At 40.9% G+C, this 25,411-nt stretch carries 23 protein-coding genes; 6 read left to right on the top strand and 17 right to left on the bottom strand.

Annotated features, from left to right (window positions below; all coding sequences use genetic code 11):
• Positions 1–100: 100 nt before the first annotated feature.
• On the bottom strand, positions 101–1,501 hold the full coding sequence (locus AFM12_RS00930; RefSeq protein WP_055143250.1) for a Gfo/Idh/MocA family protein: 1,401 nt from the start codon (positions 1,499–1,501) through the stop codon (positions 101–103).
• A gap of 27 nt (positions 1,502–1,528) precedes the next feature.
• Positions 1,529–2,824 carry a TolB family protein gene (locus AFM12_RS00935; protein ID WP_055145025.1) on the bottom strand — a complete coding sequence of 432 codons (1,296 nt, stop codon included), beginning with the start codon at positions 2,822–2,824 and terminating at the stop codon, positions 1,529–1,531.
• 179 nt (positions 2,825–3,003) lie between these two features.
• Between AFM12_RS00935 and AFM12_RS00940 the strand changes: the two genes are divergently transcribed.
• Positions 3,004–3,717, top strand: coding sequence for an NUDIX hydrolase (locus AFM12_RS00940; protein ID WP_055143252.1), 714 nt, complete (start codon positions 3,004–3,006; stop codon positions 3,715–3,717).
• Positions 3,718–3,721: 4 nt separating this feature from the next.
• On the opposite strand, the gene AFM12_RS00945 is transcribed toward AFM12_RS00940, so the two are convergent.
• From AFM12_RS00945 to AFM12_RS00985, 9 genes are all read right to left on the bottom strand, one after another.
• Complete coding sequence (locus AFM12_RS00945; protein WP_055143254.1) at positions 3,722–4,291, bottom strand: DapH/DapD/GlmU-related protein; 570 nt, start codon at positions 4,289–4,291, stop codon at positions 3,722–3,724.
• A gap of 185 nt (positions 4,292–4,476) precedes the next feature.
• On the bottom strand, positions 4,477–5,697 hold the full coding sequence (locus AFM12_RS00950) for a WG repeat-containing protein (RefSeq protein ID WP_055143256.1): 1,221 nt from the start codon (positions 5,695–5,697) through the stop codon (positions 4,477–4,479).
• Positions 5,698–5,884: 187 nt separating this feature from the next.
• Entirely contained in the window at positions 5,885–7,654 is a 1,770-nt protein-coding gene (locus AFM12_RS00955) for an ABC transporter ATP-binding protein (protein WP_055143258.1), read from the bottom strand.
• Between the two features lie 89 nt (positions 7,655–7,743).
• Positions 7,744–8,715, bottom strand: coding sequence for a glycosyltransferase family 2 protein (locus AFM12_RS00960; protein WP_055143260.1), 972 nt, complete (start codon positions 8,713–8,715; stop codon positions 7,744–7,746).
• A gap of 1 nt (position 8,716) precedes the next feature.
• The gene (gene hemL / locus AFM12_RS00965) at positions 8,717–10,012 is read right to left on the bottom strand and encodes a glutamate-1-semialdehyde 2,1-aminomutase (RefSeq protein ID WP_082391144.1); all 1,296 of its coding nucleotides are present in this window, start codon (positions 10,010–10,012) and stop codon (positions 8,717–8,719) included.
• A complete protein-coding gene (locus AFM12_RS00970; RefSeq protein ID WP_055143265.1) occupies positions 10,009–11,673 on the bottom strand; it encodes an ABC transporter substrate-binding protein in 1,665 nt (554 codons plus the stop codon). Before AFM12_RS00970 ends, hemL begins: the two co-directional genes overlap by 4 nt.
• A 71-nt stretch (positions 11,674–11,744) precedes the next feature.
• Positions 11,745–13,592: a membrane protein insertase YidC gene (gene yidC, locus AFM12_RS00975; protein WP_055143267.1), complete on the bottom strand. Its 1,848-nt coding sequence runs from the start codon at positions 13,590–13,592 to the stop codon at positions 11,745–11,747.
• A gap of 162 nt (positions 13,593–13,754) precedes the next feature.
• Positions 13,755–14,510 (bottom strand): SDR family NAD(P)-dependent oxidoreductase, encoded by a 756-nt coding sequence (locus AFM12_RS00980; RefSeq protein ID WP_055143268.1) that lies wholly within the window; start codon positions 14,508–14,510, stop codon positions 13,755–13,757.
• Entirely contained in the window at positions 14,507–15,385 is an 879-nt protein-coding gene (locus tag AFM12_RS00985) for a ThuA domain-containing protein (RefSeq protein WP_055143269.1), read from the bottom strand. The genes AFM12_RS00980 and AFM12_RS00985 overlap by 4 nt, the downstream gene beginning before the upstream one ends.
• Before the next feature lie 90 nt (positions 15,386–15,475).
• On the opposite strand from AFM12_RS00985, the gene hslV reads away from it, so the two are divergent.
• Positions 15,476–16,015, top strand: a complete 540-nt coding sequence (gene hslV / locus AFM12_RS00990) for an ATP-dependent protease subunit HslV (RefSeq protein ID WP_055143271.1) — start codon at positions 15,476–15,478, stop codon at positions 16,013–16,015.
• Here the strand turns inward: hslV and AFM12_RS00995 are convergent.
• Positions 16,012–17,418, bottom strand: a complete 1,407-nt coding sequence (locus AFM12_RS00995; protein WP_055143273.1) for an aldehyde dehydrogenase family protein — start codon at positions 17,416–17,418, stop codon at positions 16,012–16,014. The two genes, hslV and AFM12_RS00995, sit on opposite strands and share 4 nt — an antisense overlap.
• On the opposite strand from AFM12_RS00995, the gene AFM12_RS01000 reads away from it, so the two are divergent.
• Complete coding sequence (locus AFM12_RS01000) at positions 17,393–18,265, top strand: helix-turn-helix domain-containing protein (protein ID WP_055143276.1); 873 nt, start codon at positions 17,393–17,395, stop codon at positions 18,263–18,265. The two genes, AFM12_RS00995 and AFM12_RS01000, sit on opposite strands and share 26 nt — an antisense overlap.
• A gap of 148 nt (positions 18,266–18,413) precedes the next feature.
• Here AFM12_RS01000 and AFM12_RS01005 read toward each other — a convergent pair whose 3' ends face one another.
• From AFM12_RS01005 to AFM12_RS01015, 3 genes are read right to left on the bottom strand one after another with little or no spacing between them, the layout of a single operon-like run.
• A complete protein-coding gene (locus AFM12_RS01005) occupies positions 18,414–19,109 on the bottom strand; it encodes a hypothetical protein (RefSeq protein ID WP_055143278.1) in 696 nt (231 codons plus the stop codon).
• Positions 19,084–20,154 carry an AMP-binding protein gene (locus tag AFM12_RS01010; RefSeq protein ID WP_055143280.1) on the bottom strand — a complete coding sequence of 357 codons (1,071 nt, stop codon included), beginning with the start codon at positions 20,152–20,154 and terminating at the stop codon, positions 19,084–19,086. The genes AFM12_RS01005 and AFM12_RS01010 overlap by 26 nt, the downstream gene beginning before the upstream one ends.
• A complete protein-coding gene (locus AFM12_RS01015) occupies positions 20,155–20,637 on the bottom strand; it encodes a QcrA and Rieske domain-containing protein (RefSeq protein WP_055143282.1) in 483 nt (160 codons plus the stop codon).
• A gap of 180 nt (positions 20,638–20,817) precedes the next feature.
• Between AFM12_RS01015 and AFM12_RS01020 the strand changes: the two genes are divergently transcribed.
• The 3 genes from AFM12_RS01020 (at position 20,818) to AFM12_RS01030 (ending at position 23,696) form a co-directional block, all read left to right on the top strand.
• Positions 20,818–21,285, top strand: coding sequence for a DUF2452 domain-containing protein (locus AFM12_RS01020; RefSeq protein WP_055143284.1), 468 nt, complete (start codon positions 20,818–20,820; stop codon positions 21,283–21,285).
• Positions 21,286–21,555: 270 nt separating this feature from the next.
• Positions 21,556–22,629: a hypothetical protein gene (locus tag AFM12_RS01025; RefSeq protein ID WP_055143286.1), complete on the top strand. Its 1,074-nt coding sequence runs from the start codon at positions 21,556–21,558 to the stop codon at positions 22,627–22,629.
• A gap of 2 nt (positions 22,630–22,631) precedes the next feature.
• Positions 22,632–23,696, top strand: coding sequence for a hypothetical protein (locus tag AFM12_RS01030; RefSeq protein ID WP_131458146.1), 1,065 nt, complete (start codon positions 22,632–22,634; stop codon positions 23,694–23,696).
• A 5-nt stretch (positions 23,697–23,701) separates the two neighbouring features.
• On the opposite strand, the gene AFM12_RS01035 is transcribed toward AFM12_RS01030, so the two are convergent.
• A complete protein-coding gene (locus tag AFM12_RS01035) occupies positions 23,702–24,283 on the bottom strand; it encodes a MarC family protein (protein WP_055143291.1) in 582 nt (193 codons plus the stop codon).
• Entirely contained in the window at positions 24,267–25,337 is a 1,071-nt protein-coding gene (locus AFM12_RS01040; RefSeq protein WP_055143293.1) for an aminotransferase class V-fold PLP-dependent enzyme, read from the bottom strand. The genes AFM12_RS01035 and AFM12_RS01040 overlap by 17 nt, the downstream gene beginning before the upstream one ends.
• Between the last annotated feature and the right edge of the window lie 74 nt (positions 25,338–25,411).

Genomic DNA, 25,411 nt, shown 5'->3' on the forward strand with positions numbered 1-25,411 from the left:
TTCAATTGTACACGATTCGCTATGCTTAAAGAAAATGACCACCTCTTCGGTTCTGAAAAAGAGGTGGTCAGCTCAAAAGGTTATTCGTATACGATGTTGATTACACCAACTTCATCTTCACCGGATCCCAGTTTATGATCTCTTTAGTAAAGTAACTCTCATTACAAGCCAAAGCAGGGGCTGCTGCTCTGAAACCGAACTCGGCATCTTCTGTGACAGGCTTACCATCTCTGATAGCATCAAAGAAATTGGTAAAGTGATCTAAATGATCGCTGTAACCTTGAGGAGCCTTGAAAACGATATCTTCCTTTGTTGGTCTTTTCCGTTGGGCGGTAGTCCATTTCGCGTCGTATTCCTTCTGCATTTTCTCCCGCATGTCTTTTGAGAAAGTAAACAGTGAATCATAGCCACCGAAACCAGGAGCTTCAGGCATCAGGCTGTGTTTCACCGTAATGTCATTTCCGATCACGTCAATGGTTCCTTCAGAACCCACCAGTCGAATCACTTCCTGACCACCTGTACCGCTGATGAAGTTCACCTGGAGTGTCAACTGATAAGCTTGGTGTTCAGGGCTGTCCGGATATTGCATCACACCAGACATCACATCAGGTAGGTTTCGACCGTCTTTCCAATAACTGAATTGACCGGTACTGTAAATGCTTTCAGGTCCTTTAGAACCTGTAATTAAATGCGAACCACTGAGGAGATGAATGAAAAGATCGCCGGCTACTCCGGTACCTACTTCTTTGAAAGCTCTCCACCAGAAGAATTTTTTGGCGTCAAAGGCCATCCTCTCTGTAGCCTCTATGAACATATCCCAGTTGGTGGTCAAAGCACTGGCGTCATCCGGGATGGTATATTCCCAGGCACCAATGGAGCTTTGACGGTCATAAACCGCATTTACCATATTGAGGTCACCAATCTCTCCGGCGGCTAAAAGTTCTTTTGCCTTAGCATAGCCAATACTACTCACCCGCTGACTACCTACCTGAAAAACCTTACCTGATTTTTTGGCGGCTTCCATCACCGGATAACCCTCTTCAATTTTATACACCATTGGCTTCTCGCAGTACACGTGTTTGCCTTTGGCCAAAGCGTCAATGGCGATTCTGGCATGCCAAACGTCTGTGGTACAAATGAGAACAGCGTCAATATCTGGCCTGTCCAGTAGGTCTTTATAGTTTGTAGTTACAAACAAGTCATTGCCATGTTCTTCCTTTGCATTTTGAATACGACCGGTATACAAATCACAAATGCCGGCCAGTTCAACTCCAGGAACTCTGAGAGCGGTTCTCAGGTCAAAGTGCCCCTGAACGCCATAACCTATGACACCGATTCTAACGGTATCGTTTGAACTGAAACCTTTTTCGTAGCGAAGAATTCTTTCTTCTGCTTTGGCTTGATTTGCGAATGAACTTAACGGAGAAGCGGCTGCCACCAGACTTGTGGCACCAATCTGCTGTAAAAACTTACGTCTTGAATTCGAGTTATTATTTTTCATTATGATTATAAAATTCAGGTTGAACTATTAATTAATGGAGTAGCTCACAAAAGCTACTTTCTTGCTGTCAGCACTCCAGGATGGAACATTAAACGTTCCCTGGCCACCGTAAAATACAGGAGTTAAATCAGTGATTACTTTTGACTCAAGATTCATCAAACGGAGCTTGACTTGTTTCCCAAACGGGTGCGACTGTTTTTCATCGGATACATAAGCAATGTAGGCAATCCACTTTCCATCCGGTGATGGGTGTGGAAACCAGTTGGAGTTTTCGTCGTTCGTTAATTGTATTGGGTCAGAACCATCGGCATTCATACGCCAGATTTGCATGTGGCCTGTTCTGTACGAATGGAAATAAATGTATTTTCCATCCGGAGAATAATCAGGACCATCATCCAGGCCTTCTGTATCTGTCAATCTTTTTTCCTGGCCTCCATCTATGCTGATGGAATAGACATCGTAGTTTCCGTTTCGCTCACCGCAATAGGCCAGCGTTTTGCTGTCGGGGGTCCAGCCATGCCAGAAAGACATGACCTCTGAAGTGACCTGTTTGGGTACACCTCCATTGATTGGCATCACATAGACCTTAGATTTGTAAGGCTTTGGTGATGGATCATTTCTGTCCACATTGCTGATGGCCAGCCATTTCAGATCTGGTGAAATACCGTGGTCGTTATTATTATAAATGGCGAAATCTGAATTGATAACACTTACATCTTTTGTCTTCAGGTCAAATTTGTAAAGCTTACCATAGCTATTCAGAATCAGGTAATTATCCGGGTGCCAGTTAGGAGCTTCAAAGTGTTTACCCACGGAATATATTGTTTCAACATGCCCATCCGTAATATCCACGGTGTGGAAGTAGTTGGTGGTATCTTTTTTAGGTTCAGGGCGATTATAAAAGTGTGCCGAACGACCAACTATTTTCCATTCACCACCGATTTTTTCTATCAACTGAACCTCACGAGAAAGTGTTTCTTTCCCTTCTTTGCTGATAGAAACCTCGTCATGACTTACCCAGGCCGTATTGCCACTGAAGCTCATATCGTGATTTGAATGCACTGAAAAACCACCATTTCCCATGATATTGGCAGGTGGATTCTGCATAAAAGAAGAGGGGATGATACTTGTTGTTCCGTCCGCTGAAGTATTGATAATTCGACCCTTTGGTCTGGCTGCCCAGCAGTCTTTAAAGGCTTGAACGTCCCCTTTTCTCCAGGCTGTTCCTTCTTTTTCCAATAAATGAATAATAGCCAATGAGTCCTGGCTAAAGGCGACCTGGTTGAAGAATAACAGCAGGCCAAAGGCGAGTAATTTTTTCACAATAGTCAAAAGGTTTAATTTTTATTTCCGCACAAATGAAAGCAGAATATCTATTATCTCAAAAAAAGATAATAAAATATTTTTAAACTTAATATTGATATAGTGCAAACATGGCAATTTTAAAATTCCATTTGCAAATCCTAAGTTTGCGGCTGTTATAAAAGGTATTTTTCATTTGTATGAGTGATTTCGGGACCCATAATTACATAGCCAACTTGTCTATCGACTGTGTCATTTTTGGCTATGAAGAGCAGGAATTAAAAGTGTTGATCGCCAAATGCATTTACGGAGATAATTTATGGAATCTTCCCGGTGGGCATATTCTTCGAACCGAAAGCATTGAAGCTGCTGCCAGCCGTATTCTGGAACAAAGAACCGGCTTAAAGGATATTTACCTGGAGCAGTTCAGGGTCTTTGGACATGAAAACCGTATTCTTGAAAGTAAGTATCGGGATATTCTGCACGCCCATTTAACTAATAAATATGACGAATCTACAGCCAACTGGATCACCGATCGATTCGTCTGCATCGGGTTTTACGCTCTGGTGGATATCAGTAAGGTAAATCCACAGAAAGGAGAACTGGATGAAAAGCTTGAGTTGCGAGGCATAAAGGATATTCCGGAAATGCTGCATGACCACCAGGAGATTCTGAATTATGCTTTAGAGGCACTTCGTCAGAATCTTGATCAAAAGCTCATAGGTTTTAATCTACTCCCTGAAACCTTTACGATGAAGGAAGTACAGGAGCTCTATGAGGCCGTTTATGACAGGGAATTTCCCATGAATAATTTTCAGCGAAAAATGCTTCAGCTGGGTATTCTGGAGCGGTTGGAGAAGAAATTTACAGGGGCGTCAAATAAGGCTCCGTACTTGTATCGATTTAAGAAGTAGAATTCTAACTAATCTTTTTCAAGACCTTTGCAGGCACTCCACCCACCACGGTATTAAAGGGTACATCTTTGTTCACTAATGCTCCGGCAGCCACAATGGAATTTTCACCAACGGTAACGCCGGGTAGAATAGTAGCACCGGCACCTATCCATGCATTTTTCTTAATAGTCACTTTACCGGGAACCAACGTTTTACGATCGGCTACTGAAACCGGGTGATTTTCTGAGGTAATGTTCACCCGAGGACCTATCATCACTTCATCCTCAATTTCAATACCGCCCAAATCCAGAAAGCTGCAGGCGTGATTGATAAATACATTTTTGCCGAGCTTGATATTTAGACCAATGTTGGTGTAAAACGGAATAAAAACAGTGGTGCTGTCGTCGACTTTTTCTCCGATAATTTGCCCCAAAAAGTCACGTGCTTCCTCCACACTTGTCGATGAATTTAATTTAGCCGAAAGCTCCATTGTTCGCTTCACGGCTGCACCGATATGTGCGTATTCGGGGTCGTTCATTGGAATTGCTTCCCCAAGGGTCATTCTTTTAAAGATATTGGCTTTGTCTTCGGTCATAAAGAAAAGTTTGGTTATTGATACTGTAGATCAAATTTAGGGGAAAACCCTGTTAATATCCGGAGTAACCTTAAAAGGGGGGCAGAAACCAGCTGACAGTAAAAAAATAAAGGCTCAACAATGTTGAGCCGATATCCTGACAAATTGAAACTTTACTACTATATCTTTACTAACTATCCGATTTATTATCGGATTGAGGCCGTTAAATGACCATTTAGAAATACCATTTTGTTTTGATTTACGTGAACGATAATACGTTCAGGCTTTGACTCAACGTCCATTTCAAGAGCCAAAGATTCTTCGCCAAACGCATTCACGAAATAATACACATTATTAATTTTAGCAGCGGCCAGTCCATCTGAAAAACCATCTACAGAATCGTAGATAATCGGTACCGCTACATCTCCTTTGTCATTAATAAAACCGAACTTATCACCGAGTTTTACCAAGGCCATACCTTCATTAAAGTCTCCCACATGATCATATATTGGGGTAATCACTTCATTTCCGTTTTCATCCATAAAGCCCCATAGGTTGTTTCTTTGGAAAGCAAAAAGGTTATTGCTTGAAGTCATTAGTCTTTGGAAACCTTCCACTTTAACTCTACCCTTAGAGTTGATAATTCCAAATTTCCCATCAAGACTAAAAAGTGCATGACCATTTTTAAATTCTGAAATATTGTCAAAGCCTTTTTTTGTAATCTTTTGTCCTTCAATATCTATCATGTAAGCTTTACCTTCTGATCTGACTGTGGCAATTCCTTCGCTAAAGTTTGAAGCAAAATCATATTGGAAATCAATAACCTGTTCTCCTTTATCATTGATATAGCCCCACTTACCATCCAAACTTACAGGTGCCACTCCTTCAGTGAAGTTCAATCCAAAATCGTATTTTGGTTCTACAACCACATTACCACTTTTATCGATATAACCCGTTTTGTTATTCTTTTTGATGGCGGCATAGTCACCTTCAAATCCCAAGGCAAAATCAAAATTTGCTCCTATTACCTCTTTACCCTCTTTATTTAGATAACCGAACTTATTATCCTTTCTAAATAGTGCAAGGTCGCCCTGAAAGTTCTCTATGTGATCATATTGAGGTCTGACAAGTACGTTGCCGTTGTGTTTAATGATACCAAACTTATTATCAGCCTTCACTACGGCATAACCGTCTTTAAAGTCTGAAGCTGATTGGTATTTACAAGCTACCACCAACAAGCCCTCTTTGTTTAGGAAACCATATTGGCTGTTGATTTTAATCTTTACCAGTCCTTCGTTAAATGAATACCTGGCATTGAATGTTGAGAGTGGCAAAACTGAAGGGTTTGCCGCTTGTACGAACATAGCAGACAGTAAAAAGAAAACTGTGGCTATTGTTTTTGTTTGCTGGGTTATGATTTTATTCATGAGCTTTTGTTTTACGCAAATGGTATCCCAAAAGCTGTGCCATAAAATTTATTGAACGGTACTTTTCAAGAAAAAAAGCTGAAAATTTTGACAAAAATCATTTTTCGAGGGATGAAAAGATTTTAGCTACGATACCATTCGATGATTTGCTGGTGGTGTTTTTGTAAAGTTTAGTATCTACTAGCATCTATTGTGCCAAACTTTCCTGGTACTGCATTTCATAGAGGTTAGCATAATGCCCATTCTGACGGAGAAGCTCGTCGTGCGACCCACTTTCTACAATACGTCCGGCGTTGACTACCAGTATCTTATCTGCTTTTTGGATAGTGCTCAATCGGTGAGCAATAACTATTGCAGTACGGCCTTTCATTAATTTTGAAATGGCGTTTTGTATCAATTCCTCAGATTCGGTGTCTACAGAGGACGTGGCTTCATCAAGAACAATAATATTGGGGTTTTGCACCATAGCACGTACAAAAGAGATCAATTGACGCTGACCAACAGAAAGAGTAGAGCCACGCTCCATAACATTATAGTCGTAGTTGCCCGGTAATTGCATAATGAAATTATGAACTCCCACCATTTTTGCCGCCTCGGCAATTTGCTCGTCAGAAATAGAAGTATCACCTAAAGTGATATTATTCCTTATGGTATCAGAAAAGAGGAAAACATCCTGCAAAACCATGCCGATCTGTTGACGAAGATGATACTTGTCAAAGTCTTTGATATCAATACCATCGATAAGGATATTACCTTTATTTATTTCATAGAAGCGGGTGAGGAGGTTTATGATTGAGCTTTTTCCGGCTCCGGTGGCTCCAACAAAGGCTATGGTTTCTCCTTCTTTCACCTTAAAAGAAATGTCCTTTAAAACATAGTTGTCATCAATATATGCGAAAGAAACGTCCTGAAATTCCACAGCTCCTTTAACAATGTCTTTTCGTGTTCCCTTATTTTCAATGGTTTCGTCACTATCCAGTACTTTAATGATACGGTCTGTGCTTACAATACCCATTTGTAGTGTGTTCACACGGTCAGCGATCATTCTGATAGGCCTGAAAAACTGATTAATGAACATGATGAATGCGGTGATGGTACCGAAAGTCACATCCATTTCAGGGTTAATGATCTGTTTTGCACCATACCATACTACCAAACCTGTACCTAAGGCAGAGATGACTTCAGCCACCGGGTAATAGATGGAGTAATAAAGAATAGATCGAATATTAGCCTGACGATGCTTTTTATTGATTTCAACGAACTTCTTATAGGATATATCTTCAGAATTGAAAATCTGAACCAGACTCATTCCTGTGATTTGTTCCTGAACAAAACTGTTAAGGTTTGAAACGGCGTTTCGTACATGATTAAACGACTTTTTAATTTTCTCTTTGAAAACATAGGTCGCAAAAAGCATCAGCGGAATTGTACTCAAACTGATTAGCGATAGCCTCCAGTCGGTATAAAACATCACCGAAATGATAAGAACCAGTTGAAGAATATCTCCGGCAATAGCGGCAAAGCCCGAACTGAAAACATTGGAGAGCGTCTCAATATCAGAAATCGTTCTCGTAACTAACCTGCCTATGGGAGTTTGATCAAAATAAGAGAGTTTAAGTCCCATTATTTTCTCATACAACTGAATCCTGATATCACGAATGATGCTCTGCCCCAGCCATCCAGCCAGGTAGGTATTAAAAAAGGCGAGGAGGGAGGACGCGAAAAGCAGACCGATCATAATCAACAGCATTCGGGTCAAACCCTGCTGATCGCCCTGACTTATTGGCGTGTCAATGGTATACTTAATTAGGAGGGGTAATGCGGGCGAAAGACCTGCACTTATCAGGATTATCACTACCAGAAGAGTGAATTTACCCTTATACGGACTAATAAAGGTGATCAGGCGTTTCAAAACCGCCCGGTCAAAGATCTTACCGCTAACCTTTTCTTCTTTCAATGTAAACTGATTAACCCTTTTAAAACCCGAACTTAGAAAAAAATGTTCTCTGAACTGTCAATTGATGACAAGAGTATTGTTTTCGAAGATTATTCTTTCAGCCTGAAACCTTTCCCGGCTTCTTCGATAAAACCCAGCCCGTAAGCAAATAGCTGAATAAAACAGGCCGGAACACTCAAAATAGCTACCCAGATTGATTTGCTTAATCGTAATGAGTCAATGAACAATAAGGTAAAATAAGCCAGAAGCATGAGAAAGCTAATATTGAACAATGGCATGTAAAATACATAGGTAAACGGAACACTCATTATAAAGAGTGTAAACACCATCGGGAAAGTATGTACTAGCTTTAGCTGCTCCGGGAAAAAACGAGTGATATTTATTCTGGCCCTGCCAAAAAAGTGAAGCTGTTTGAAAAACTGCAGAAAGGAGGTTCGTCTTTTATGATAAATGAAAGCATCTTCAATAAAACCGACATTGAATCCAGCTTTAATTATTCGATGACTAAACTCAATATCTTCACCGAGTCTCGTGATCTTGTATCCACCAACGGTTTCCCAAACTTTTCTACTTAAGCCGAAATTAAAGCTCCGGGGTGTGTATTTACCACCCATATTTTTCTTTTTCCCGCGAATCCCTCCTGTGGTAAAAACCGAAGTCATTGCGTAATTGACTGCCTTTTGGATAGCGGTGAAATCTACATGAGCTTTATCCGGCCCACCGAAGGCATCCCATTTGTATTCATGGATGGCCTGAGCAACAGCCTCAAAATAGGTTTCAGGTAAAATGGCGTCTGAGTCAAGCTGAACAAAGTAGTCTGAGTTGGCTTTCTCAAAACCAAAGTTTCTGGAAAAACCCTGACCGCTGTTTTCTTTGAAATAATAATGAATGTCTAAAGTACCCCGGTATTTGGCACAAACTTCATCACACTTTTGTGTAGAGCCATCTTCAATAATGATGACTTCAAAGTCTTTAAAAGTTTGTGCTGCCAAACTTTCAAGAAGTTCGTCAACCTCATCCGGCCGGTTGTAAACAGGGGTTATGACACTGTATTTCGGCATCTTATTGAATTTCCGCCAAACTTTCCCGGTTTGCTTTCAAAATGGCTTTGATATGTTTCTTTTTTAAAGCGGTAGAAAGGAAAAGACTTTCGAATTGAGAAGGAGCCAGATAAATACCTCTTTTTAACATCGCCTGAAAGTACTTTCCGAAAAGTTCAGTATTCGTGCTTTTCGCTGTTTCCAGATCTTTCACCTTTTGATTGGTGAAGAAAAGGCTGTACATAGAGCCTACATGATTCATGGTATAAACAAGGCCGAGTTCAGTGAGGGAGTCCTTAATCCCTGAGACGATTTCCTCACCCGTTTCTTCCAGCTTTTTGTACAAGTTGGGGTTTTCCTGAATATGTTTGAGCATAGCATAACCAGCTGCCATAGCCATAGGATTACCAGATAAGGTGCCCGCCTGATAAACCGGCCCTGCCGGACTCACAAATTCCATGATCTCGGCTTTTCCACCGTAAGCACCAACGGGCATCCCGCCACCAATAATTTTACCGAGAGTGGTCATGTCAGGAGTGATGCCAAAACGCTCCTGAGCACCACCAGGTGCTAATCTGAAACCAGTCATGACCTCATCAAAAATGAGGACTATTTTTTCCTGATCACAGATATCGCGAAGTCCCTGAAGGTAGCCATCTTCAGGAAGTACACAGCCCATATTACCAACTACCGGTTCAAGAATGATAGCCGCAATTTCACCTTTATTGGCTTCGACAAGCTTTCTGACCGCTTCAAGGTCATTATATGGAGCTAAAAGTGTATCTTTTGCCGTTCCTTTTGTAACGCCCGGGCTGTCAGGTTCCCCCATTGTAATTGCTCCGCTACCGGCAGAAATCAGGAAAGAGTCGCCATGGCCGTGATAACATCCTTCAAATTTGATGATTTTGTCTCTTCCGGTATAGCCTCTGGCTACTCTGATGGCAGACATGGTTGCTTCAGTTCCTGAATTCACCATGCGTACTTTTTCTACAGAAGGAACCATCTCTGTGATGATTTTGGCCATATCTACCTCAAGGGCAGTTGGGGCTCCAAAGGAAAATGAGTTTTTGAGAGTTTTTCTTACCTGCTTCTCCACAGGCTCAAAGGCATGACCCAGTATCATTGGACCCCATGAATTGATCATGTCGATGTACTGATTGTCATCTTCATCAATCAAATAGGCACCTTTGGCTTTTTTGATAAATAATGGATTTCCGCCAACGGCTTTAAATGCACGTACCGGCGAGTTTACTCCACCCGGAATATAGTTTTGAGCCTTTGCAAATAACTTTGCACTCTTCTTTCCCACAGTATTTATTGATTTACGATTTCAAACAAACCGTGATTGTACTTCACGATCGGTACACTTTTATTTTCAGAACTTTTATTAGAGTAGTCAAACCCTGAAAGCAGAAGGTCATCCATTCGCGGGCTTTCATCCATGTTTAACCTGAAAATTTCCTTTCCATCTTTCATCATACGGCCATAAAACTTCACAAAATCATAGCCCAGATAAGTGTAGTATGATGGAAGAGCTTTCATTTTAGCGATGTAGGCCTTCTTGAACTCTTTCAAATTCGGACTCTGAGGATCAGCAAACTCCGGATAAACCAAATAAAGCTCTCTTCTTAGATTACTTCTGCTTATTGTTTCGAGATTGAACGAAGAGGCTGTAGAAAGAATAACATTATTGATATTTTTCTGAGCCAGTGCCCGCATCATGGTTGTGCCAAAACCTGAATTTCCGGCAATGAAGACATGACCCAGATCCTCTATTTCCTTGATATTTTCAACGTCTGTAAATCTTCCGGATTGTTCAACAGTGAAACCCCGGGCTTTTGCCGTTGCTTCATAAACACTAGCCATTAGCGAATCATTGCGACTGCCATCATGAAAGATGCTAACCGTCTTTGGCCTTTCAAGGCTCTCTACAAAATCAAGTGAAGCTTCAGCAATTGTTTTATTTGAAGGTTGCAACAGGAAACGAGCGTCAGAGTCGGCTAATAAAGCACTGTTATTTGAAATAGGGTGAACCTGGTAGATTTTGTTTTTCTCGGCAAAACTTTCAATGACTCTGTTTGGTCTGCCATATAAAGGGCCTACCAGAATATCGAGTTTCTTAAAATCAGGGTCTTTGAGATAGTTTTCTGCACTTTCGGCAGTGCGATCAACGTCGAAACCAGAAACTCGTACACGTATGTTTTCATCATTTAGCTCTTTCTCGGCCATTTTCATGCCGCTGTAAAGATCAAAAACGTAGCGTTTTGTAGAGGCAGCTTCCGAAACCTTGAAGTCATTAAGGTCAAACGGCAAAAGAAGTCCGATGTCCGTTACTTCATCATCGTAGGCTCGAACAAAGTCTTTCTCTACGGCAGCATTTTTCTTTTCATCTGTTTTGAGATTAAACCGGTTAGTCAGTAAATCAGAGAGTTCAAGATCGCTTCTGGTGTTATAAGAGCGTTTCTGAATATTTTTTACCAACGTCTCCGCAATCAATCTATCCGCCGGGAATTGCTCATTGAGTTCTTTAAGCAAGGTTACATTCTCCATACCCGGAATATACTTTTGCTTTAGCTTTTGAACATCCTCCGAAAGCCCTGATGACGTTATTCTTTCAAGGTATGAAAGACCTTCTCCAAAGTAGTTATCAACGAAATTGGCATAGCCGTATAAGTAGTATGCGTCGTCTATTTTCTCCCATGTTTCAAATCTTGCAAAAAGGTCTCTTAGCGTAGCTCTTGCCTGATAGCTCTTATTTTGATCAATAGAAGCAAGTGCAAAATAGTAAAGAGCGTATGGGCTTACGGCGTTATTGTAAGTTCGTGAAGTAAGTGGTGTGAAAAGGTCAATTGCTTTGTCAGAGTTGCCTGATGCATAAGCCTGTACTCCTTCTTTGTATCTGAGCAAATAGTCTTCTTCTGTAAGCTGGCCAATGGCCGAAAAACTCACCAAAAAAGCAAGCACATAAGTAAATCGCATAGATGCCGTGTAATGTGAAACTGTAAAAAAACAAAAATGTTCTGTGTCAATCAAACACAGAACATCTTTTGTTATCTCTTTTTCTTCTTCTCTTTCAGTTCCTTGGCCTTTTGACGGTTGGCCTCTTCCTGAGCCTGAAGTTGTTTTTCCAGATAGCTCGAGAACTTATTTTTCTTTTTCGGTTTACTGGCGTAATTCCGTTTGTTTTCATCCAGTACCTTCCTGATTTTGTCTTCGTCCACAAATCGTCTTACAATCAACTGTTGAGCAATAGTAACAAGGTTAGAAACCAGGTAATAGAAACTCAAAGCGGCAGGGAAGCTATTCAAAACAAAAAAGAAGACCAATGGGAAGATGTATGACAACTTCTTCATGTCAATTGGCCCCGGCTGAGAAGGTGTGATCTGATTGTTATAATAGGTAAACGCCAAACTTGAGAGGGTCATCAAAACCACAAACAAACTCAGGTGATTTCCAATTACCGGAAGGTCAAACCCCCAGCTGATGGGTGCATCATATGTTGAAAGGTCACTTGCCCATAAGAAGCTTTTCTGACGGAACATCTCCATATTCGGGAACAGGAAGAAGACCGACATCAAAATTGGCATCTGAAGAAGCATTGGGACACAGCCACTCAGCGGACTAACCCCGACCTGCTTGTACAGGTTCATGGTCTCCTGCTGCTGTTTTACCTGATCGTCACCTACTTTCTCTTTAATCTCTGCAATTTCAGGAGCCAGAATTCTCATTTTGGCTGAGCTCACGTAAGATTTATAAAGCAGAGGTGTTAAGGTTGTTTTTATCAATAACACAACCGCGATAATCAGGAAACCGTAGTTGGAGAAGAATTTCTCAAGCCAGTTAAATAGCGGTACAAAAACAAAACGGTTAATTGGCTTTACAATATCATAACCCAAATAAAGGTTTTTGTGAAAGTCCGGAGCCACATCTTTGAGCTCTTTCATTTCATTCGGGCCAAAATAGAACTTCAGGCTGTTAGCACTTTGCATTGGTAACTGAGCCGTAACAATCGCATCCTTAACAATGGTTGTGTCGTTTTGAGGAGTATTCAGAACCAACGCCAGATTTTGAAAAGCCTGATTTTCACTGATCAAACCGGTTGTAAAGTATTTCTGCTTAAACGTAAACCAGTTTACATTGTCTTCTGCTGTCTCTTCAATATCACCTGTGCTTCCTAAACCATAATCTTCAAAATCTCCATCCGTTTCGTAGAAGTTGATCTGAGCAGCTTTTCGGTTTTCTTCGAGATCATTTTCAAGCTTTTTTAGTTTGTTTTCCCATTTAACATTGATCGGCTGATTTTGAATAGAACGGGATGTGCCATTGAAATTCAGATCATAATCCAATGCAAAGCCTTCATCTGCAAGCGTGTAGGTTTGCTCTATGCTTTCTCCATTTGCTAAAGTCAGGTTGAAAACAGCTGACTTGTTATCGTTTGAGTTTACTTGAAAATAAAGATCTGTCAGGTTTAGAGGACCGGTTGGTGTCTGAACTTCCAGGTCCAGTTTTGAACTATTTTCATCTATCAGAACCAACGCAGACTCTTCATTATTGATGAAGTTGTCGTATGTCTTATGATCCTTCAGTTCTACTCTTTTGATGGCACCGCCTTTTGAAGACAATGTTACGAAGAGGTCCTTGTTTTCAAGGACAATTTCTTTGTCTTCGCCACTCACTGCACCTGAGAAATCTCCAAATTTGGCCTTGATGGCTGCAGTATCTAAAACAGCCTGAGCAGGAGTTGAAGCGGCTTGTGCTGAAGCTTCTACAGCCTGCTCGGTAACAGCGGTTTCGGTTACAGGCTCAGGAGTGGTAGGGGGGTAAAAGTACATGTACCCACCATACATTAGAAAGAGCAAAACGAATCCTATGATGTAATTTTTATCGAATTTTTCCATTTAGGAGGTTTGTTGTAACAAATTTTCGTGCAAAAGTCGTAAAAAACTTTGAGCTGGCAGAAGTAAAAAGTGATTAAGTGAAGTCAGGCTTGATAATCGGTAAGGGCATCCGGCACCAGAGCAAAGCTATCTTGTTAAAGTACAAAAAGAGAGGCTTCAAATTTAAATAGCATCCGGCATTGGTCCCAGATTTACCCAGCCACCATCCACAATAATGTTTTGCCCGGTGATTTGGTCAGCACCCTCAGAAAGAAGAAAAAGTGCGGCAGCAGCTATATCAGTGGTTCGGGAAATTCGCCGTGTAGGAATGATGCGATCCCAGCCTTCTTCATAGTCTGGCTGGCTCATGGTTCTTTCAGTGGCGGTGGCACCAGGCGAAATGCAGTTTACGTTGATGCCTTTGGGGGCTAATTGAGTCCCCAATGATTTAGCCATAAAAGCAATCGCAGCTTTGGTCATTCCATAGGCTTCGAGTTCATCATGCGGCTTTTGACCTGTGGTGCTGGAGAGTAGAATGATTTTTCCTCTTTTCTTTTGCTCAATAAGAGCTTTGGCAACTCGCTGACATAAAAAGAAGGTTCCTTTGATGTTGAGGTTTATCAACTTCTGAAAAGCGTCCTCCTGATATTCCAGAAAAGGTCCAAAAGTGGTGATTCCGGCATTTGCAATAGCAAAGTCTAAAGTACCGAACGTCTCAAAAGCAGTATCAATTAATTGGTCAATAAGTTTTAAGTCTCCCGCATCACCGGGTATAAAAACACAATGATCACCCAACTGTCGCTGAGCCTGTTGACCCAGATTAGAGTCAACATCATTTAATACCACACGGGCTCCTTTCTCTATCAACTCTTTAGCCATCTCAAAACCAATGCCTTGGGCAGCACCTGTTATTATGACAGATTTATTTTCAAAATTCATTGTACCAGCCACTTCATCATTTCTTCTAAAACCCTCACATAGTCCTCATTTTCATAGGCTCCTGAGTCATGGCCTAAAGCAGAATAAAAGGTCTTTCCCTTACCAATTTCTTTAAACCATATATTAGGGTGTTCAGGGCCCATACCAAAACCCTTATTCTTTATCCAAAGCATATTTCCGCTGGGGTCAATAGCTTCACCATCCATTTGAAACAAGACAGTAAAACCAGCCTTCTCAGGTGTTTCATTAAAAACGTACCATTCGTCGTCGTGGTTGATGGACTTCGGTAAATTCTGAGTGACAAATGTACTATCTGTAATATTTTGCAATTGGAGAGTCGCTTCCTGAATATGATTTTCTATTGGGTGATGTGAAAAATCGGCTCCGATGAGGTTTTGTGTGTACCAATCCCAGTGATGAGAACCGTCACCGGCGGCATGAAGCCCCATAAAACTTCCTCCATTTTCAATATAGTGCTGAAAATCAGACCTCTGTTGATTAGTCAAAACTTTACCACTGACATTGTTCCAGATGACGAGATCAAACTCTTTTAGCTGTTTTTCATTGAAAATGCCCCCTTCATCAAACTGATATAAAAACCAATTGTTTTGCTCAGCAATCTTCTCAAAGGCTGGCTTGGCAGCTTCTATTCCTTCGGAATGCACAAAGGCATTAGCTTTTGAAAAGAGCAATATTCTTTTTTGATTTTCAGGGAATTCAATTGTCGGAGCTTTTTCCTCAAAATAGGGAAACCCGTTTTTGACCTTGTACATGAAAACAGCAAATGCTGCTGCAAAAAGAATAATAAGGGAAGCCAGTACTGCGACTATTCTTTTTAACCATTTCCTTTTCTTTTTTCGCGGTCTGTGACTCATTAGAGGTGTTTTATATAGGGTGCGAGGCAACTTACAAAATTTAGAGGAATTAATAATTTTGTGCCGCTGTTTTACTTCAAATTCGAAAAAATGACAAAGATAAAATCGACGACCGTTCTCGGTATCATACATAACGGCAAGGTAGCTCTTGGAGCCGACGGGCAGGCGACCATGGGCAATACCGTGGCGAAATCAAATGTAAGAAAGGTAAGAAAACTGGCAGGAGGTAAAATTCTGGCTGGTTTTGCAGGTAGCACAGCTGATGCGTTTACCCTAATTGAGAAATTTGAAGAAAAGCTGGGTGCATATGGTGGTAATATGAAAAGGGCGGCAATTGAGTTGGCCAAGGATTGGCGTACAGATCGCTATCTCAGAAAGCTTGAGGCAATGATGGTTGTGGCCAATGCTGATGAAATGCTGGTGATTTCCGGTACCGGCGATGTATTGGAGCCAGATCATCAGATTGCAGCCATAGGTTCAGGAAGTATGTATGCCCAGAGTGCGGCTGTTGCTTTAAAAAAGCATGCGAAAGAAATGTCAGCCAAAGAAATGGTGGAAGAAGGCCTACACATTGCGGCTGACATCTGTATCTATACAAACCACAATCTAGTGATTGAGACGCTGGATTAAGCAAGGTATTTCATGGCGAAATTCAAGAGTTTTTTCACCTTCGGAGTGTAAGGGGGATAGAAAATGGAACTGGGGTTAAAGTGATTCTTAATCACAGGTTTCAAATGACTGAATTCCAGAAAGCCTTCATAACCGCCACTAACACCAATTCCTGAATTATTAATGCCACCAAAAGGCACGCCATGATAAATGAACTGGATGCCAAAATCATTATGAACTATCGGCCCTGAGCTCGTTTTTTGCTCCAGGGCCTTTTTTGTGGCTGAAGAACCACCAAACATATAGATCGCCAAAGGTTTTTCACCCTGATTTATGAGGTTGATGGCTTCATCAAAATTTTCATACGTCAAAACCGGTAATACCGGCCCGAAAATCTCTTCTTCCATCAGGGGCATATTTAAGTTAATATCGGTCAGTATAGTAGGAGGGATAAAGCAATCTGATTGTTCTCTTTTAGAACCATAAACTATGCTGGCACCTTCTTGTACACTTTTGTCAATCAGGTCATCAATTCGCTCAAAATGCTTTTCATTGATGATTCTGCAGAAGTCACTATTGTTTCGGTAATCCGTTCCCGAAAGGTTTTCAAAGGCCTCTTTCAGAGTCTGAATAAACGGTTCTTTCAGGTCTTCTTTGACCAAAATATAGTCAGGGGCAATACAGGTTTGTCCTGCATTGAGAAATTTTCCAAAAGCAATTTTTTTTGCAGCCGCTTTAAGATTCACACCACTATCCACCACACATGGCGATTTACCCCCCAACTCTAAAGTCACTGAAGCCAAATGTTCAGAGGCTGCTTTCATAACCAGTTTTCCTACAGTGGGGCTGCCGGTAAAGAATACATGATTGAAAGGGAGTTTTTGCAAGGCAATGGCCATTTCTGCTCCTCCAGTAAAAACGCAAACTTCATCTTCGGGGAACAATTCTTCAATCATTCTGTGGAGCAGGTCAGAGGTGTTGGGCGTGAGCTCTGATGGCTTGATGATGGCCGTACAACCTGCGGAAATTGCTGCCATAAGAGGTTTGAGAGCCAATAATAAAGGGTAGTTCCAAGGCGAAATGATAAGGGCATTACCTTTCGGCTGAGCCAGTAACTTGTTGGATGTTCCAAGAAATAGAAGAGGTACACTTACGGATTTGGGAGCCATCCAGGCTTTCAGATTTTTAATGATAAACCTGGCTTCGCTGATTACGGGCATGATCTCGCTGATCTTTACCTCGGTTTCGCTCTTTCTGAAATCCTTATATAGTGCCTCAGCGATGCCTGATTGATTCTTTTCGACCCAACTTTTTATGGCTTTGATTTTTGAAATCCTTTCAGAAGCTTTAGAACTTCTTAGTTCCAGCGACTTAGCCTTTTGTTTCTCAAAAACAGAATTGAAGTCAGGGTTATTTGAGGGCATAGGTTTTGTTGATGTTTTCTTCTGCAATTTAAATTTTTCTGTTTGGGATTCTCTAATTTTAGGTCGCTTAACCGACCTGCTTATCAGTACTCTTGCCGAAAATATTGAATTCCTGAGGAAACTCGATGACCTGACACAAAAAGAGCTTGGCACTGAACTGGGAATGACCCGGGCGGCCATCGACTCCTATGAAGGTGGCAGAGCTATTCCTCCGTACAGCAAGCTGAAAATCATTGCGGAATACTTCGGGAGAAAGGTGGAGGAACTCACAGAAAAGAAACTTTGGCTGCAAAGTACGGATCAGCAGGAAATCTGGAAGGACAGGTCTGAAGAGGAAACTTTTGAACAGCCAATTTCTGAAATGGTCGTTTCATCATTAGGTAAAATTCCCATTCTGAGCGGAAAGCAGTTTGAACAGTTCTCTAGCCCAGATTTTGATGTCAGTAGTGAAGCGAAAGACTTTTTGTCGATTCCGGTGAATAGGCAATTTGCAGGTGAATTAGTGGCTTTTGAAGCAACAAAAGATTTTCCTATTGCGGGTTCACTCCTTGTTGCAGAGAAGCTTCCAAATATTCAGGAAGTTGTGGATAGTGATTGTTATTTGTTGGTCACAAAAGGGGGGCTAATTTACAGGCGAGTCTACAATCAACTAAGAACCAGAGGGGTTCTTGTACTTACGCCCGAGGTTGCGGACTTGGCAACAATTGATTTACCCACTCTTGAGATTCATAGCGTTTGGAAACCTCAGGCCGTGATTTCATATCAGGCTCCTGAGATGAAGCCGGATCCTTCAGAAGCTAAAAGGTTAGTTAATCAATTGAAAGCAGAGATAGACCGGCTGGGGTAAAAACTTATGGTATCAAACGACTTCAAATTTTATTTAGGTGGCCAGAAGTCGCTGGAGAAACTCAAATCTTCGGAACGATCAATTAATAAAAGCTGGTTCATATTATTCTTCAAAAAATGGATAAGCGAACCGAGTCAAAAATTCTTTATCAATCAAGATATTGTTTGACTTTGGAGGGTTGTATAAGGTAGCTCTTACCGAGCTCATACCAGAGTCCATCTCCCAGATTTATATAAAGACCCGTTTTTTTCGGAGTTTTCTGTAAGGCCTGGTCAGGCCTGAATTCTCCTGAGAAAATATCTTTTAAAAAGGGATTTAACTCTTCCCATTTTTTTGAAGATGATTCTTTGCCAACATTCTTATGGAAGGTTCTGTTTTTAAAAGAGGCCTCAAAGTTTATTTCCTGATGCTCTTGCTTATCAATTCTTAATACGGTGATCAGTAGGGGAGCCTCAGTTTCAGTAGCTTCAAAAATGGCCTGTTGTAATTCTTGGGTAAATTGTAAGGCATCTTCCTCATTCGCAGGATAGCCGGTTTTACCTTCATGAGCGATATTCCAGTAAAATTCTTCTTCCTCCAGCGTTTCCTTTGAAGTTAAAGTAAGCTTCTTTGAAAAGTTCTTAAAATGAGATAACCAATTTTTGCCAAGTTTCCCATTCCATTGAAGATCGTCGTTCTCAGTAAAGCCTTCCTGGAAAATCTCATCGGGTTCCAGTTCCTCCCGGCCCAGATAGGTGATTTCAAAATTGACTTTTAGCTCGTTTTCCTCTTCTTTCAGTTGAATCTCAATGGCGTGTGCGTAGGGTGCGGGGGTTAATTCATTCGTCTGAAACTGAATATGCATGAGCTGTTTTGAGTTTGTCTGTTTTGCCGGTAATGGTCAGTTTAAATTCCTTTAGGAAAATAACTTCTTTTGGAGCCTCAAATTTAGCCATTTTGCTTTTTAAAGTGCTGACAATGGTTGGGTCTTTTTGGCTGGTCTCAATGAATAAAACCAGTTTTTCGCCCAACTTGTTATCAGGTAAACCAATACAGAAGAAGGGTATTTTGAGTTTTAAAATTTTATCAATCCTTTGCTCGATTTCGTCAAGGTGAAGTTTAACCCCGCCGCTATTAATTACTCTGTCTGCCCGGCCTTTCAAAAGAAACTGATCGTTATTGACGATTTCAGCTAAGTCATTTGTGATTAACCAATTTTGATCAGTGCATTCATTTTTGACGCATAACTTTCCCTCTTCATCAAGTTTAATTTTTGTGCCTTGAAGTACTCTGAAATAATCATCGGGTTGGTCTCCGTTCAGCCTTTTTATGGCAAAATGAGTGATCGTTTCGGTCATTCCAAAGGTAGCATAGACCGGAGATGAAATCTCTTTTATTTGCTTTTCCAGTTGTGCTGAAACGGCAGCACCACCAATAATGATACTTCCGGCCATAGCCAAAAGATTATACCCCCGTGAATCTTCCAGTAAATTCTGCAATTGCAGGGGTACAAATGCCATAAAACACCTACCCCTTTTTTGGTCAATCATATAGCCGAAAGAGCCAAGGTTATCACTCAGGTTTCCATCCGGTTTAACAATCAGGAGTTCTGCTCTCAATTCCAAAGCTCTGATAATCATTAGTTTGCCCGCTATGAAATGAACGGATAGATTACATAAAAAAAAGCTTTCCTCGTTAAGAGAAAAAGCTTTTTGACTTTGATGAACTGAAGCTAAAATTTGCTTTCGGCTCAGTGAAATTGCTTTCGGTGTACCAGTAGAGCCGGAGGTTTTAACTGTTAAATGGTCAACCCCACCTTGCCATTCAAGAATGAATTCTTTGACTTCATGAAAATAGGTGTCATTGGGCTGCGAATTGATGATGTCACCCTCCTGGCTTACAAAAATCATTTATGAGAAAATTCTGATCGTATTGGCGGTTTCGTCAAAAGAAGTGTTGTACTTCTTTAGGGCTGAAGTGGCCGGACCATTGGTCACTGCACCTGTGTTTGAAAATTCGGAACCATGGTTAGGGCAACGAAAATCATTAGTATTCGCACGATAGTTTACCGTTGTACCCTGATGGGTGCAGGAAGAGCTAACTGCGATGAAGGTGTCATTCAAGGTCCTTGCCACAATAATGTTTCTTGAGCTTACCACCAAAAAGCCACCTTGCGTTTTCAACGAGCTATTGGCAGCGGCATTCAGGTCAAGAGTGAAGTCAACTCCTGTTGAACCTCCGGGATTAGGATTAGGATCAGGAATTTCTCCTTCACTACAGCTTTGCAGGCAATTCATCAGCATGATAGCCCCAAAGCCAATACCCATTTGCTTCATGAAGTCCTTTCTATCAATCGTGCTCTTTTCTGATTTTTCTTTAGTTAACTCTGCCATTTTTAAGTCGTTTTGAATGATTGTTTTGCAATATATGTTTCAGATACGTTAAAACAGAGGCGATGGTGGCAAACCCCGCCGAAAAAGATGATTTTTTGTAAACAGGTGTCTGAAAAAGATAAATTCTCTCATTTCAGAATCTGATTTGGATAATAAATCCTCATTAAAGAGTTTTGAATCATGAATTCTGAAGAGTTTAAAGAAAACCCAATTGACGATTTTAAGGCCGCTGAAAATCCGGGTCTTATGGAGTACGCTCATACTGCCGGAGGTGCGGTAATCAGGCCTGAAGATATGGGTAAGGTCAAAGGTAAAGCCCAAATGGCCATGCGTCAGCAGACTTTTGATCAGTTGGAGAAGATTTACCGTCAAATGGAGTTTCTTAACAAACAGGCTGAAGGCATCAAAAGCCGTATAGAAGTTTCAGAACGCATTTATAATGCTCAGATGAGTTTTGAACCTGTCATAAATCATCACTACTATCTATATGAACGAAAGGATGGAACTGACATGCTCTCAATGGTTTCCCCGGAAGAATGGGGACGGAAAATTCCTTTTAACCGATTCTTAGCCAAAGTCTTCCTTTTAGCTGACCACACCTGGAAAGTTGACTTTGTGGAGGTGGAAAGAGAGAGTATTGAAATCTAAAACCTTCGCACTTAGAGTACTTTTTGTTTTCAAAAACTCCTGTAAAGGGTTCTAGTCCTTCATCAACTTTAATTAAACTGAATTTCAGAATTGCATTTGTCATGATGAACTAACGGAATTCAATTTAACGGTCAAAAAATACCTATTTACATTATGTTATGCCTCTCGTGGGATACGGAACTTTGTTTAGTTCATTCATTGAAACAAGATTCAATGGAAGCTATCTCAAAAGCTCCGAATTTAAATTGTTAAACATCAGGCAATTATCCCATGAAAATTAAATTAGTACTTCTGCTTTTCAGCTTTTCGTTTCTCGATTCTAATGCACAGGAATTTTTAGACGTTGCCGGGGGCAATGCTTCAATTGTAAACACAGGAACCACAAAGCTTGAGATATTGTCAAAAAGTCCTTCTGGCTCCGCAGGGGTTGGTTTTGGCGATGATAATACTGTCAAAGCAGTAACAGGCTATAGCGGGGGAGATGATTTGTTCAAGATTAATCACACTCCTGAATTGACTTCGAATCACCTTACCATTGATAATTCCGGGATGATCGGATTGAATTCTGTACCGGCTAATGCCCGGTTATTTATCAAACACAATTCTACTTCAGGTTTATCCGGGTCGGCACATTTAGAGCTTCAGGAGACAGGTCCTTCTGACTTTGCCAGATTAAAATTTACAAACGAGGGAAATACAGCCCAATGGACAATGGCCGCCCGAAGTGAGGATGGAAGTGCCTTGCTGAACTTTTTCTATAACGATGGGACAGACTTCGCAAATATTCTTTCTTTAGATGGAGATCTCTTTAGGGTTGGGATAAGACAAACAGAGCCCGAAGCCTATTTACACATCAGGCAGGTGGATGCCAATGTAGATGCCCTTATCCTGGAAAACGATGACCAGACAGGAGGAGAAAAGTGGGGTTTGCGAATAGAGGACGACGATTTGGAATTCAGGTTTGAGGGTGACTTAAGGGCCTATATTTCTTCAGCTACAGGGGCATACACGGCGGTTCCGCCTGTTAGTTCCGCTTCAAATTTAAGAAAAGCCAGTGGTACTTCTGAAGATGAAATTATGAATACGATATCTCAATTTGATCTCAGAAATCCTGAGGATTTAAAAGAGATGGAAACTGTTTTGCCGGGGCTTTTCCACCAGGCAGAGGGGTCTGAGAATTTGTTACTTGATTACTCACAGTTAAACGTAATCTCATTATCGGCTCTGAAAAAACAGAAAGCTCTTTATGAAAAGCAGTCGGAACAGCTCATCGAAATAGACCAAAAGACAAAGAGTCTTGAAAGCAGGTTGGCTAAGCTAGAAGAAACCCTAAATAGAAATTAATCATGAAGAAGTTTAAAAGTCTATTGCTTTGTCTTTTTGTAATGAGTCATCTCAGTGCTCAAAACTATTTGGAGATCGTTGGCGACTCTAAAATCACCAATGAAAGTATGGCTTTGTTATCCATTCTTTCAACCGGGACAGATGAAAACTCCAGAATTGAAACGGGCAGTGATCTTACCTATAAAGCTGGTATTGCTTATAACGGAGTTAATGACGTTGTCATACTAAGAGGTAAGCTCGGCGAAGGCGGTTTAATGATGAATCAAAACGGTAAAATCGGGATTAATGAGGTGCCGGGTGATGCCCGATTATTTATAAAGCAAAACTCCACCTCAGGTTATTCCGGGTTTTCGCAGTTACATCTTGAAGAGGCATTCGCTGGTGGTGAATCATTTATTAAAATGAAAAATGAAGGTAGTTCGGATGCATGGGGAATCACCGCCAATGCAGGTGTTGTGACAGGAAAGTTTAAATTAACCAAGTTTGACGCAACTCAATCAGTTGATTTAATAACTCTGGACGGTGATACATTCAGAGCAGGAATTCATAATACCTCACCTGAAGCTTATCTACATCTTAAACAGCAATTTGCGGGTATAGATGCGATGGCCTTTGAAGAACCCGCCAGTCAGGGCTCTGATAAATGGAGCTTTAGGATTGGTGATAATGACATTCTAATATATTTCAACGGAGGTATCAGAGGAGGTTTTGATTCTGCTACAGGCAATTATAATAATTTCCCTCCATCAAGTTCGGTTCCGGAAAAAAATAAAGGACGGCTGGTTCAGGTAGCCAACATTTGTGAACTGGAACCCATGCTTTTTGCCACAAAAAGAGGCATGACGTTTTCATATGATCTAAGTTCCGTTTCAGAATCAAATTCTTTGGTCACCTATAAAAATGGGAGACCAGGTTATCTACCAAATGAGGTAGCTCGTGCGACTGCTGAAGCCTGGAGTAAACTTCAGAACGAGATTCTTCAACGAGCAGAAGAGATCGAGAATAAAAGACAAACGCTTCTGCTTCTGGAGGAAAGAGTTACCAAACTTGAAAAGCAAACCCATTAGGTTTATTAGCCCAATACAAAAAGGTTCTCTTTTATAAGTTTGATGGCGATGGCCAAAAGGATCAAACCAAAAACCTTTTGTAAGACCTCAATACTAGCAGCACTGATTTTCTTTTCGAGCCATTTCGAAGATTTTAAAACAGCGTAGACCAAAACAAGGTTAATTAAAATACCAATGATAATGCTCTCCACATGATAGGCAGCCTTTAAAGAAAGGAGGGAGGTCATAGTACCGGCACCGGCAATAATAGGAAAAGCCAGCGGAACAATAGAGCTGCTTCTGGCCCCCGTGGTGGGGTTATGTTTGAAGATTTCTCTACCCAGTATCATCTCAAAGCCCATCAGTAAAAGAATAATAGCACCAGCAACTGCAAAAGAGCTAACATCAACACCAAATAAAGCCAGAATCTGGGTTCCCAGATAGAGGTAACCAAACATCAGTAAACCTGATACAAGGGTAGTGCGTTCTGCATGAATTTCTCCGGTTTTCTTCCTGATATTCAATATGATAGGTATAGATCCCAGAATATCAATGATAGAAAATAGAATTAGGGAAACGGAGAGGATTTCTTTAGGATCTAATTTCATGAGCAGTTTGTTTTATGAAGTTTTTTAATTGTTCGGTTTCTTCATCGGTGATGGCCGGGAAGTTGGCTATTCGGAAAGAATTTTCTTTCCATTCTCCGTAACCGTTGCCGAGTAAAATACCGTGTTCGTTTGCTTTATTTTTGAGTTTGCTGAGTTGAGCAGGATTAATTTCAAAAGCCAACACTGACTGCGACCGGCAAAGTTCATTTTTGACTAACGAAAAATAGCCTTCTTTCTCGAAGAAAGCATAGAGATCTGCCGCTCTTTGCTTAAGCTTTTGATCAATATGCTCAATCGTCTCAACTTCCTTAGATATTCCATTCAGAAGGAAAATATTGAGAATGTTTGGCGTGTAGTTTGTTTGGTACTTTTTAAAGTTCTCGCGAATGAAGTTCAGGCTGTTATAGTGGTTCCTTTCATTCACTTTTTCGGCTTCCTTAAGTCCTTTTGGCGAACATATCAATATACCCATTCCTGAGGGCAAACCGAGTCCTTTCTGTACCGAGGCCAACCAGAAATCACCTTCTGTGAAGTCAATTTTCTGAGCACCTAATGATGAGGTTATGTCAAAGCACCTTAAACTTTTTGAAGGTAAAACCTCAATAAACTGATTTTGAATTACTGTACCATTACTGGTTTCGTTTTGAACTGCACAGTAAAAGTTAGCGTCAGGATCAAGTTCTACCTTTTCTATGGTCTCATCCAGTTTATATCTGGAACCTCTGATAACGGTTGAGGCTTCTGCCGCCGGATTTGTGACCGTATATTTAAACCATTTTTTACCAAAGGCTCCGTTGTATAAAAATTGTACTCTTCCACCAATGACCGACTGAGCCAAAATCTCCCAGGCCTCAGTTGCCGAGGAGGTGAAAAAGACCTCATATTCATACGGGATGCCCTGCTTTTCTTTAAAGATCTCAATCGTTTCTTTGAGCAAATCCATGAAAGCCGGACTACGGTGATTCATTTGAAGAATCCCCGAATCAAAAGCCTCATTCAGGTATTTTTTTACCTGAGGGTATATTTTTGATGGGCCCGGATAAAAAGTAATCATACAGCTCTAAATTCTCCGCAAAGGTCTTAAAATTCTATGGATAGCCCTTGGGTTTCACCTTAAAATAAGTTTAT

Source organism: Jiulongibacter sediminis (genome assembly GCF_001306455.1).
Lineage (GTDB): Bacteria > Bacteroidota > Bacteroidia > Cytophagales > Spirosomataceae > Jiulongibacter > Jiulongibacter sediminis.